We start from the raw sequence: 11,455 nt of genomic DNA, 5'->3' as shown, positions 1-11,455 counted from the left end.
GGACGAGGTTGTTCATTGAAGATCGAGCCGCGCAACGCTGAAGCTTTTCTCAGGAAGCCGGATCCCAAGATCCGGGGCGTGGTGATCTACGGCAATGATGACGGGCTGATCGGCGAACGTGCCGCCCAGCTCGCAAAGACCATCTGCGAAGACCTCAAGGACCCGTTCCGTGTCGTCGACATTGCGGGAGACGTGCTGAAGGGCGATCCCGCGCGGCTGGCCGACGAGTTCGGCGCCATGTCGCTGATGGGCGGGCGGCGCGTGGTCCGTGTACGGCCGGCCGGCGAGGAGTCGGCAACGGCGCTTCAGAATCTGGCGGAGGCAACGGCCGGCGATGCGTTGATCATAGTCGAAGGCGGCAATCTCACGCCGCGTTCGACCTTGCGCACGCTGGCCGAAACCGAACCGACCCTGGCGGCGCTGCCTTGCTATATGGACAACGAGGCGGCGCTCGAAGGGCTGGTCGAGAGCTCGGCCCGCGCGCTCGGCCTCACAATCGAACCCGAGGCGCTCGAATGGATCGTCGAGCGGCTAGGCGGCGATCGCGGCCAGACGCGCAGCGAGATCGACAAGCTCATGCTCTACAAGGGCACCGACGCCGGCAAAACCGTCACGCTCGACGATGCGATGGCCGTACTGGGCGACACGGCCTCGATCGGCATCGACGACGTGATTGCCGCGACCTTCGATGGCGAACCGGTGGCGCTGGACCGCGCGCTCGATCGCGTCTTCGCCGAAGGCGGCAATCCGGTGCAGCTCGTGCGTTCCCTGCAGCGCCACGCCGACCAGCTTCATCTCGTGTCGGGACATGCCGCGAAGGGCGGCAATCTCGAAGCCGCGATGTTCAAGGCTCGTGGCCTGCCACGCGGCGGCCCGGTGCGCCAACGCTTCGAGCGTCATCTGCGCAACTGGCCACTGCCGCGACTTTCCTCGGCGCTGACGACCATTCTGGAGGCCGAGATCGAGTGCAAGCGCACCGGCTTGCCCGACGAGGCGATCGCCCGTCGGCTCTGCCTCAGGCTCTCGCAGGCCGCACGCGCAGGACGGGCGCGGCGCTAACTGTCCTTGCCGGTTGTGGGATCCCACAGCGGCGAGGCCATGGTCTCGCTGAAATTCTTGAACATCAGGTTGAAGGAAATGCTAATGCGCTCGCTCTGCCCGTTGTTGGCAGGCACGGTGTGCTTCAGCCACGCCGGGAAGATCAGCAGGCGGCCTTCCTTGCTCTCGGCATTGGCGCCATTGGCGGTCAGCCGTGTGTACTGACGTGGCTTGGGCATGATCATCGACGCCTGGCCGCGCGGATCCTGGAACAGGATCAGCGAGCCCGCTGTCGGCACCGACACGTAGTAGACGCCGCTCAGATAGTTGTTCGGATGATGGTGCATCGGGTGATAGGCGCCCGGCGGATTGACGTTGGCCCAGCAGCCCGTGATGGCCATCGGATACTGATCGACCTGCAGGAAGCGCGCGACGCCCCGCGCGGCCGTCTCGACCAGCTTGGTGAACTCGGCAAAGGCCGGACGCGTGTGCAGATCCTGCGGTGTCTGCCAGTTGCTGCCTGCAGGAACGGCCGGACGCGGCGCGATCAGCCGCTCGATCTCGGCTTTCAGCTTGGCGTTCAGCGTCGCCGCGGCGGCGGGCTGGAGATCCACGATCCACAAAGGGGTGGGGAAGAGTTCCTGGACGTCCTGCTTCTCGATCATGCCGGACGATCATATCCAGCAACGTCCGCGAAGTCGCCGCCGGGCAGGGGAACTATCGCTTGCCCTTCGTCGCACCCCCGGTGTTGAGGGGGATCGCGGCCTGCGCGGAGAGCACCAGGAAGGTGAAGCTCTCCTCGATGTAGAGCCGCACGCGCTCTGAATCGTGATCGAGGTAACCGATCGAGAAGTCCTGGCCGACGGTCAGTTCGAAGTCGCCGCCGCGCAGCGAGATCACCAAGCCACCATCCAGGCCGGGCGCGGCATGGACGTCGCCGTCGATCAGCCGCTGCACATGGCTCAGGATCGGATAACCGCCATCGGTGCGCGCAGTGAGATCCTTGTAGAGCTGCTCGCTCAACACGACGGCGAAGGGACCTTCGACGCCTTCGTCGCGCAACGCCTTCAGCGCCGCGGCGACCGCGTCGGGATAGTCGGCATGGCTGCCGCCCAACGGCACGGCCTTGCCTGCCTGCACTTCGCAGATACCAGCGATTTGCGCCGCCTCATAGCCGTGAAAGATTGCGCGATCCTCGGCGATGGCGATTTCGCGCGCCGCGGCCGTGACGGAATCCAGATCGGGATCGCGGGCACCGCGATCGATCGCGTCGAGTTCGCTGCGGCTCATTTCGAAAGGAATGCGCAGCTCGACCAGCGGTTGGATGCGACGCAACCGCGCCTGCACTTGATCGGCTGAGGGCGGCGAGGCGATTGGATCGGCGCGGCCCAACTCGACGTCGGACGCGCCCCAGCCCAGCGGCCCTCGAAAATCGACGACGCGTCGAGCGGCCAACAGAGCGTGCAGGGTGCGCTTCGCTTCCTTCTCGATCTCCTCCCAACCGGCTTCGGTGATCGGCGCACGATCGCGGAAAAGATGGTTCTTCATGGCGTCACTTCTCCGGCTGCCGACGCAGGCTGCCGATGCCGAGGCTGCCCGACGGTGCGGTCTCTTCGCCAGCGCTCTCCATGTTCGCCTCGATCTCGGTGATCGGACCTTCCTTGAACAGGAACGTCCGCAAATGCTTGTCGAGCACGGGATCGGTGCGACGCAGCCATTCCAGCGCCATGGCCGCGTGCTCCTTTTCCTCGTCGCGATTGTGTTCGAGGACGGCGCGCAACTCGGGGTTCGCGGTGGCTTTGGCCCGCTGGTCGTACCAGTCGACGGCTTCGAGCTCTTCCATGAGCGAGACGATCGCGCGGTGACGATCGATGACCTCCGGGCCGAGGGCGACCGGATCCTCGTGAAGTGTTTCGCTTGCCATGTCCGGACCAACGCGTGATCGCACCGCCGGTTCCGGCCGGATGCCGTCACCCCCACTGAATCAGCGTTTCGCCAGAGCATTGAAGCGCCAGCGCGCAATCAGAAACACACCCACTCCAAACAGGGCGAAGGCCGTCGCACTCGCCAGCGCGATGCCGATCAATCCGCCGCCAAGCTGCAACGCTGCCCAGCCTCCAACGACGACCACGACGACACGCGCCACGGCCAGCAGAAATGGACCGGTGACATAGCCGATGGCGAGGCAGGCGAAATAGCAGGCGAGCCCGACGCCGGTCAGCGGAAAGACGGCGGCAAGGCCCAGGAGATAGATCGATCCCGCCGCGCGGATCGCGGGATCGGCCGTGAAGAGGGCCATCCAGTTTCCGCCGAACAACGCGACGCCTGAGAAGATCAGACCGATGGCGCCCGCCACGGCAGCCCCCGTATAGGCAGCCCGCCGGGCCCGTGCGAAGTCACGCGCGCCGGCTGCCGTAGCCACCATGGTGATGACGGCCGAACCGAAGGCGAAGGTGATGGGATATTGCAGCAGCTCCAGCCGATTGGCCGCGCCATAGGCGGCAATCGCCGTGCTCCCGAGACCCGCGATCAGGCCGGCTACCAGGAAGGTCGTGATCTGGAAGGCGAGGGCACTCGCCGCCGACAATGCACCGACGCTCAGGATCTCCTTCGCTTCACCGGTTCGCCAGCGAAGGTGGCGACGCTCCAGTCGCACCAGCGCATGGCGAGACACGAGATGGAGCACGAGAATGATCGTCCCGACGGCGTAGGCCGCAATGGCCGCGATGCCAGCGCCAACGATGCCCATCGCCGGCACAGGCCCCCAGCCAAGGATCAGGAGAGGTGACAAAGCCAGATGGAAGACTTCGCCGATGGCGATGGCAAAGGCCGGGACCACCATGTTGCCGGCACCGCGCGAGACATTGGCCAGCAAGTTCATCGACCAGACGAAGCCCGCCCCGCCGAACATCACCGCGCTGTAGAGCACGGCCATCTCCAGGGCGCCCGAGGCCAGGCCCATGGTCCTGTAGAGGTGTGGACCGGCGAGCACCATCAACGCCGTGGTGAGGGCAGCACCAATCAGGGCGATGGTCACGGCGACGCCGGCCAGCGAGCGAGCACGCTCGGAATCGCCCGCGCCCAGCGCACGGCCGATCGAGGACGAAACGCCGGAGCCGATGCCCGAGGCGGTCGCGGTCTGCAGGATCAGAAACAGGGGAAAGACGACGGCGGCACCGGCGAGGGCATCGCTGCCCAACCAGGAGACGAAGAGCGCATCGGCCGTGAGGAAGGTGATGCGCGCCGCCGCTTCGCCGATGTTGGGCAGGGCCAGGGTCAACAGCAGGGGCAGGACCGGCGCTTCGAGGATGCGCTGGGTGCGCGCGGACAGGCCTGAGGTGGACGACGCAGACATGGAACTCTCCCGGGCTTGCCCCGGAGAGGTGCGCTCTGATCGTCATCAGGTCGATTACCTGTCCGGTAATGCCGCGCCTGCCTGTAAGGGCCCTGTCAGGTCCAGCGAGCAGCATGATGTCGGAGCATCGATGCGGATTCTCATCGTCGAAGACAATTCCGACTTCAGCAGCCTGGTTGCGGCGAACTTGGCGCGCGCCGGCTTCGACGCCGACCAGGTGAGCACAGCCGCCGACGCGCAAAAGGCGGTCGCATCGGTCGACTATTCGGCCGTGGTGCTGGATCTCGGCCTGCCTGACGACGAGGGCATCGATCTGCTGCGGACACTGCGGTCGTCGACCCACACCTTGCCGATCATTGTTACGACAGCGCGGGACAGCCTCGACGACAGAGTTGTCGGTCTGCAAAGCGGAGCCGACGATTATCTCGTAAAGCCCTTCGCCATGGATGAACTCGCCGCACGGTTGCACGCGGTGCTGCGTCGAGTCGACCAACCTGCGGAGCAAATGCTGCAGGTCGGCAACGTCGTGCTCGATCTCGGCAATCGTCTCCTCAAGATCGGAGATGAAATACAGTCCCTGCCGGCACGCGAGCTGGAGTTGCTGGAGCTGTTGCTGCGCAACCAGGGCCACGTCATCAAGCGCGAGGCCCTGGTCAACCAGATCTTCGGCAAACACGGGCAGCAGAGTGCAGGTGCCCTCGACGTCTATCTATGCCGGCTGCGCAAGCTTTTCAGTGACGCGAAAGCCACCGTGAGGATCGACAACATTCATGGCCTTGGCTTCCTGTTGTCGGATGCCAGCGAGACGATCACCCCCGTGGCGGCAGCTCGTAGCCTGCATTCTTGAGCGCCTTCTCGAGGCCAGCGATGCCGCCGGTGTTTCCCGCCTTGCACTGCTCCAATGCAGCGCGAGATTCGAGGCTCTGCGACTGAGAGGCCCGATGCACGTCCTGGTTGAGATACCTTTCGTACTTTGCGGCGAGCGCGCTGCAGTAGGCGGCATCGCTCGACTGCGCAAAAGCGGCGGCCGGCGCCAGCAATCCCATCACAACCACGGCCCACGTCGAAAGTGTCTTCATCATCGTGTCCTCCATTGCTCTCCTCGAGCAAGGACACTTCATCGCCGGAAAGGGGCTGCTTTCCGGCGTACTTCTTTCGGAGTTCTTACAGGGTCAGCGCCGGGTCAGCTTGTCCACGACCGTGTCGAGCTGATCGAAGTCGCGGATTTCCAGCGTGAGCAGGCTCTGTTCGCCGAGGCCACGCAGCTTCAAGTCGGCCTTGAGACCAAGCGCTTCCTCGATCCGCTTCTCGAGCGCGCGTGTGTCGGCGCTCTTGGCGGAGTCCGTCGTCGCTGCCTTGCCATTTGCCTTGCCGCCCTTTCGCGGTGGCGTCTGCTTCTCTTCGCCGCCGAGCTTCTCGAGGTCACGCACCGAGAGCTTTTCGTCGATGGCGCGGCGGGCAAGCGTCAGCGGATCGGGCAGGCCGATCAGGGCGCGACCATGGCCGGCAGTAAGGTCGCCTTCCTTGATCATCTCCTGGATCGTCGCGGGCAGGTCGAGCAGGCGCAATGTGTTGGCGACGTGCGGCCGGCTCTTGCCCATCGTGCGGGCGATTTCTTCCTGGGTCTGCTTGAAGTCGGCGATCAGGCGCTGATAGCCGTTGGCTTCATCGATGGCCGTCAGGTCGGAACGCTGCAGGTTCTCGATCAGGCCGATCTGCAGCGCATCCTGGTCGGTGATGGTGCGCAACACCACCGGCACATCGTGCAACTGAGCGAGCTGGGCCGCCCGCCAGCGCCGTTCGCCGGCAACGATCTCGTAAGTGTTGGCCGAATCGTCCAGCGGCCTCACAAGGATAGGTTGTAGAAGACCGTATTCCTTGATCGATTCGACGAGCTGCTGGATGCCCTCGAAGCTGGTGCGCGGCTGCATCTTGCCGGGCTTGAGCTGGCCGATCGGCAGAGTGAAGGGCGTGCGACTGGGAGCAGCGCTCGCGGCCTCTCGCACCACCGGTTCGGGCGGCGCGGCGGGCGGCGGTGCAGGCGGTGGTGGGGCGACGGCGGCGGCGACTTCGTCGTCACCAAGAAGCGCACTGAGGCCGCGGCCGAGACCGCGCGGCTTAGGAGGCTGGCTCATGCGAGGCCTTTTGTTCTGCCTGTTCTGCAATGGTGCGCCGGCGGCGGATGAATTCGCTCGCCAGCAGGATATAGGCCTGCGATCCGGCGCAGGCATTGTCGTAGATCAGCACCGGCATGCCGTGCGAGGGCGCTTCGGCGATCCGAACGTTGCGTGGGATTGTCGTCCCGAAGACCAGCTCGCCATAGTGCCCGCGCACATCTGCCTCGACCTGCTGGCTGAGGGTCATGCGGCGGTCGACCATGGTCAGGACGACCCCGGCGATGTGCAACTTTGGGTTGAGTCTCTTCTTCACCCGTTCGATCGTGTTGCCGAGTGCGCCGATGCCTTCGAGCGCCAGGAATTCCGCCTGCAGCGGCACGAGGACAGCGTCGACAGAAACCAGGGCGTTCAGAGTGACAAGGCCGAGGGACGGGGGGCAGTCGATCAGGATGATCGTCCAGCGCTGGCGCGCTTCGCCGCCGGGGCCGTTCAGCGCCTGATCGAGACGATGCTCACGGTCATCCATGTCGATCAGTTCGATTTCCGCGCCAGCGAGCTGGACCGAAGCGGGCATCACCTCAAGGCTCGGGATCTGCGAACTCCGTACACATTCGGCGAGCGGGTTCAGTCCCAGGAGAAATTCATAGGATCCGGGTGAGCGATCATTTCTACCTATCCCTAGACCGGTCGAGGCATTGCCCTGAGGGTCTAAGTCTATCAAAAGAACCTTCTCACCGACGGCAGCCAAGGCGGTGGCGAGGTTGATCGCGGTCGTGGTTTTACCAACGCCACCTTTTTGATTGGCGATCGCAAAGATCTGGGGAGCCGCCGACGCCTTTGGAGGCGTCTCAGGAGCCGGAGGGGGCGCCGGGGGTGGCGGCTCGATAGGGGCCGATTCGAAGGATGACGGCGTCACGATCTGTTACGCTGGCGATAGGCTCGGGCGAGATATCCCATTCCTTCTTGGCCTCCTCGACCTCCGCCGGCCAGCCCTTCCCCTTGTGGAAAAGGCAAATAGCGGTATCTTTTCGGTGACGCTCGGCCCATCGGAGCAATTGCCCCAAAGGTGCCAGGGCGCGCGCCGTCACAACATCTGCTGCTGCGGGCGGCGCGGCCTCTATACGAGAGATGGCGATTTTCGGTTGGTTTTCCAAGCCCATACGCCTGCCAACTTCACCTAAAAACGCGGCTTTTCGCGCATCCGATTCGATCAGCGTGACCCGCAAGTCGGGCCGCATCACTGCGATGACCAGCCCCGGAAATCCGCCGCCACTGCCTAAATCGGCCAGCGTTTCGGCGGTATCGGGTATAAGGGGAACCACCTGGGCCGAATCCAGGATATGGCGCTTCCAGACCCCATCCATGGTGTTCCGGCTGACCAGGTTGATAGCTTTTTGCCAGCGCTCCAGGGTTTCGACGAAGACTTCCAGACGGTGGCGTGTTTCACGTGAAACATCTGCCAGAGGATCCCGATCCATGGCCTACGCGGCCCGGCGGCGGACGTGCTTCAGGAGAGCAATGAGAGCGGCCGGGGTCACCCCCGAAATCCGGGCAGCCTGGCCGAGGGTTCCCGGCTTATGGGTCTGGAGCTTCTGGCGGACTTCATTGGAAAGACTGCCAATGGCGGCGTAGTCCAGATCAGCCGGAAGTTCCAACGCCTCATCCCTGCGGTAGGCCGCGATGTCCTGGCGCTGCCGGGCGAGGTAGCCCTCATAGCGAGAGTCGATCGTCAGCTGTCCAGCGATCTCCGGCGCCACGCCGGCCAGCTCCGGCCACAGACCGCAGAGCCGGGTCCAGTCGATCTCCGGATAGGCCAGCAGGTCGAGGCCGGACTTCGGTACACCATCCTGGTTGATGGAAATCCCTCGCTTGGCCAGGACCGACGGGCTGAGACGCAGCGACCCGGCCAGGGTACGAGCCACTTCGAGGGCCTGTTGTTTCACGTGAAACATTCCGGCCCGGTGGCTGCTGACGCAGCCGATCTCCAGCCCGCGTGGCGTCAGACGCTGGTCGGCATTGTCCGCCCGCAGCCACAGCCGATACTCGGCTCGCGACGTGAACATGCGGTACGGCTCGGTCACGCCCAAAGACACCAGATCGTCGATCAGGACGCCGAGGTACCCATCGGCGCGGTCGACTGTGAACGGTTTGTCGAGCGCCGCATTCAATCCGGCAATCAGCCCCTGGGCCGCCGCTTCCTCGTAGCCCGTCGTCCCGTTGATCTGACCCGCCATGTAGAGGCCCGGAACCTTCCGGGTTTCCAGGGTCGGGTGAAGCTCTCTCGGATCGATGTGATCGTATTCAATGGCGTATCCCGGCCGCAGCATGGTTGTGCGTTCCAGCCCCGGAATCGTCTGCAGCATGGCGAGCTGCACCTCCTGGGGAAGCGACGTCGAGATACCGTTGGGATAGACCGTGTCGTCGTCCAGCCCCTCGGGTTCGAGGAAGATTTGATGGCGCTCGCGATGGCCGAACCGCACGACCTTATCCTCAATGGACGGACAGTAGCGCGGGCCGACACTCTCGATCTGACCGGAATACATCGGCGCGCGATGCAGGTTGGCGCGGATGATCTCGTGGGTTGCCGCCGTGGTCGTGGTGATGTGGCAGGCGATCTGCGGCGTGGTGATGCGAGCCGTCAAGTAGCAGAAGGGCTGTGGCGGGTCATCGCCGTCCTGCCGCTCCAGCGACGCGTAGTCGATCGTACGTCCATCGAGCCGCGCCGGCGTGCCGGTCTTCAAGCGTCCCAAGGCAAAGCCGAGACGATTCAGCGTCTGCGCAAGCGCTGTCGACGGCTGCTCGACCACATCGTCCCGCCCATTGCCGCGCACGCGGCCGGCGGGGATCTTGGTCTCGCCCATATGAATCAGGCCTCGGAGGAACGTCCCTGTCGTCAGGATCACGCGCCCCGCGCCGATTTGATCGCCCGATTCGGTGACCACACCGGCACACGCACCGGTTGCATCCAGAACAATATCCGCAACTGCATCGCCACGGATTTCGAGATTGGATTGCTCGGCGAGCAAATCCTGTACCGCCGCCCGATAGAGTTTGCGGTCGGCCTGTGCGCGGGGCCCGCGCACAGCCGGTCCCTTGGACAGGTTGAGGGTACGGAACTGGATACCGGCCCGGTCGATGGCCCGGCCCATGATGCCGTCCAGGGCGTCGATCTCGCGGACTAGGTGGCCCTTGCCCAAGCCGCCGATGGCCGGATTGCAGGACATCTCGCCGATCGTCTCGACCCGATGGGTCAGGAGCAGGGTGCGGGCGCCCAGGCGCGCGGATGCCGCCGCGGCTTCACAGCCGGCATGGCCGCCGCCCACTACGATCACGTCATATGAAGAAAAGGCCCGCATGGCGGTGCCTTTTACGCCCCTCGGTCAGGCCCGGTCCAGATCGCCCTCGAGATGACTTGTATCATTGATGCGTTCGACCCGGACCGCACCGCCGGCGAGCACGTCGATTTCGTTCAACGCGCATGGATCCTGCGCAAAACTCCAATAGGCCGAGAGGGGCTGGTCGACGAGTTGGAGCAGCAGCGCGCGATTGACGCTGTCGTGGCCGACCAGCACGACCGTGTCGTTGGGGTGCTTCTCCAGCACCAACCGCAACGCGTTGGCGGTACGCGCCACCACGTCCTGCAGAGACTCGCCATCGGGAAAGCGCACGAGATGAGGGGCGTGCCGCCACAGGTGATAGGCCTCCGACGATTCCTGCTCGATCTCCGCATGGGTGCGCATCTGCCAGGCGCCGTAGTGGATGTCGCCCAGCCCTTCGTGGACGGCTGCAGTCACGCCGCTGGCCTCGGCGATATGGCGGCCGGTAACGATGCAGCGCTGCAGCGGGCTCGTATAGACGGCGGCCGGCTTCCAATGTCGCGCGATCCGGGTCGCGAGGGCGGCGGCCTGCTTTACACCGACCTGTGTAAGAGGCAGCTCGGCCCGACCACGGAAGCGGGCAGGTTCGATGCCGTCGACATGCCCGTGGCGGGTCAGCAGGATCTTGGCCATCCTGCCAGTGTAGCCGAGACGTAGCGAAGAACTAGGCCGCGCGTTTCCGAGCCGCCGTCTTGCGGCGGCTCTTTGCTTTCGGCTTCGCTTTCGTGCGACGGCCATGGGCTTCGAGGAAGCGCTCGGTCTTCTCGCGCGAAGGACCGCCGCCACCCTTCAGACTCTTCCTCAACGCCTCCATGAGATCGACGACCTTCTCGTCCTCTTCTTCCGGCGCCGCCGTGGTCACGGTCTCGCCCTTCTTCTTGCGGGCGATCAAGTCACGCAGAGCATCTTCGTAGCGATCCTTGAAATGCTTGGGCTCGAATTCGGCCTCCTGCTGTTCGATGATCTTCTCGGCGATCTGCAGCATGCGCGGCTCGGGCTTCGGCAGGCTGCGGTCGAACACTTCCGAAGCATCGCGAATCTCGTCGTGCGTGCGCAACGTGGTGAGCAGGATGCCTTTGCCTCGCGGCTCCAGTGCACAGATACGCTCGCGTTGATGCATCACGACGCGGCCCAGTGCGACCTTCTTCTGCCGGACCATCGCCGCCAGGATCACGGAGAACGCCTCGATGCCCGTCTTGCCGGACGGCGCCAGATAGTAGGGCTGGTCCCAATAGATGCGATCGATGCCGCCAGCATCGACGAACTCCTCGATGTCGAGGATGCGCGTCGATTCCAGTCGCACCGCGTCGAGTTCCTCTTTGTCGAGCAATACGTACTTGTTCTTCGACACCTCAAAGCCGCGCACCAGATCGGCACGATCGACGGTCTTGCCCGTGCCCGCATCGACCGTCTGCATGCGGATGCGGTTGTTGGTCTTGGGATTGATCAGGTTGAAATGAATGTCAGCGCTACGCTCCGTCGCCGTATAAAGCGCGACAGGACAGGTGACGAGCGACAGACGCAGGTGGCCTTCCCAGGTCGGCCTCAATCCCTTCTGCTTGGCCATG

Annotated in this window: 13 protein-coding genes; 2 read left to right on the top strand and 11 right to left on the bottom strand. The window is 64.4% G+C overall.

Annotation, left to right across the window (positions count from 1 at the left end):
• The first annotated feature begins 15 nt into the window (after positions 1-15).
• Entirely contained in the window at positions 16-1,059 is a 1,044-nt protein-coding gene (holA, locus tag EPO50_RS30065; protein WP_296350555.1) for a DNA polymerase III subunit delta, read from the top strand.
• Here holA and EPO50_RS30060 read toward each other — a convergent pair.
• The 4 genes from EPO50_RS30060 to EPO50_RS30045 are packed head-to-tail and all read right to left on the bottom strand — an operon-like array spanning position 1,056 to position 4,393.
• Complete coding sequence (locus EPO50_RS30060) at positions 1,056-1,703, bottom strand: TIGR02466 family protein (protein WP_296350553.1); 648 nt, start codon at positions 1,701-1,703, stop codon at positions 1,056-1,058. The two genes, holA and EPO50_RS30060, sit on opposite strands and share 4 nt — an antisense overlap.
• Before the next feature lie 52 nt (positions 1,704-1,755).
• On the bottom strand, positions 1,756-2,586 hold the full coding sequence (locus EPO50_RS30055; protein WP_296350551.1) for a family 1 encapsulin nanocompartment shell protein: 831 nt from the start codon (positions 2,584-2,586) through the stop codon (positions 1,756-1,758).
• 4 nt (positions 2,587-2,590) lie between these two features.
• The gene (locus EPO50_RS30050) at positions 2,591-2,962 is read right to left on the bottom strand and encodes a ferritin-like domain-containing protein (protein WP_296350549.1); all 372 of its coding nucleotides are present in this window, start codon (positions 2,960-2,962) and stop codon (positions 2,591-2,593) included.
• Between the two features lie 60 nt (positions 2,963-3,022).
• Positions 3,023-4,393: an MATE family efflux transporter gene (locus tag EPO50_RS30045; protein WP_296350547.1), complete on the bottom strand. Its 1,371-nt coding sequence runs from the start codon at positions 4,391-4,393 to the stop codon at positions 3,023-3,025.
• Between EPO50_RS30045 and EPO50_RS30040 the strand changes: the two genes are divergently transcribed.
• A complete protein-coding gene (locus EPO50_RS30040) occupies positions 4,377-5,240 on the top strand; it encodes a response regulator transcription factor (protein ID WP_296350545.1) in 864 nt (287 codons plus the stop codon). The two genes, EPO50_RS30045 and EPO50_RS30040, sit on opposite strands and share 17 nt — an antisense overlap.
• On the opposite strand, the gene EPO50_RS30035 is transcribed toward EPO50_RS30040, so the two are convergent.
• From EPO50_RS30035 to EPO50_RS30005, 7 genes are all read right to left on the bottom strand, one after another.
• On the bottom strand, positions 5,203-5,475 hold the full coding sequence (locus EPO50_RS30035; protein ID WP_296350543.1) for a hypothetical protein: 273 nt from the start codon (positions 5,473-5,475) through the stop codon (positions 5,203-5,205). The two genes, EPO50_RS30040 and EPO50_RS30035, sit on opposite strands and share 38 nt — an antisense overlap.
• 90 nt (positions 5,476-5,565) lie before the next feature.
• The gene (locus tag EPO50_RS30030; protein WP_296350541.1) at positions 5,566-6,528 is read right to left on the bottom strand and encodes a ParB/RepB/Spo0J family partition protein; all 963 of its coding nucleotides are present in this window, start codon (positions 6,526-6,528) and stop codon (positions 5,566-5,568) included.
• Positions 6,512-7,327 carry a ParA family protein gene (locus EPO50_RS30025; protein ID WP_296350773.1) on the bottom strand — a complete coding sequence of 272 codons (816 nt, stop codon included), beginning with the start codon at positions 7,325-7,327 and terminating at the stop codon, positions 6,512-6,514. The genes EPO50_RS30030 and EPO50_RS30025 overlap by 17 nt, the downstream gene beginning before the upstream one ends.
• 31 nt (positions 7,328-7,358) lie before the next feature.
• Positions 7,359-7,988: a 16S rRNA (guanine(527)-N(7))-methyltransferase RsmG gene (rsmG, locus tag EPO50_RS30020; protein WP_296350539.1), complete on the bottom strand. Its 630-nt coding sequence runs from the start codon at positions 7,986-7,988 to the stop codon at positions 7,359-7,361.
• A 3-nt stretch (positions 7,989-7,991) separates the two neighbouring features.
• The gene (gene mnmG, locus EPO50_RS30015; RefSeq protein WP_296350537.1) at positions 7,992-9,866 is read right to left on the bottom strand and encodes a tRNA uridine-5-carboxymethylaminomethyl(34) synthesis enzyme MnmG; all 1,875 of its coding nucleotides are present in this window, start codon (positions 9,864-9,866) and stop codon (positions 7,992-7,994) included.
• A 24-nt stretch (positions 9,867-9,890) separates the two neighbouring features.
• On the bottom strand, positions 9,891-10,520 hold the full coding sequence (locus EPO50_RS30010) for a histidine phosphatase family protein (protein WP_296350536.1): 630 nt from the start codon (positions 10,518-10,520) through the stop codon (positions 9,891-9,893).
• Between the two features lie 31 nt (positions 10,521-10,551).
• Positions 10,552-11,454, bottom strand: coding sequence for a Ku protein (locus EPO50_RS30005; protein ID WP_296350534.1), 903 nt, complete (start codon positions 11,452-11,454; stop codon positions 10,552-10,554).
• Position 11,455 lies beyond the last annotated feature (1 nt).

This window comes from Reyranella sp., assembly GCF_004297405.1.
Taxonomy (GTDB): Bacteria; Pseudomonadota; Alphaproteobacteria; order Reyranellales; family Reyranellaceae; genus Reyranella.
This window is presented reverse-complemented; position numbering and strand designations above follow the sequence as displayed.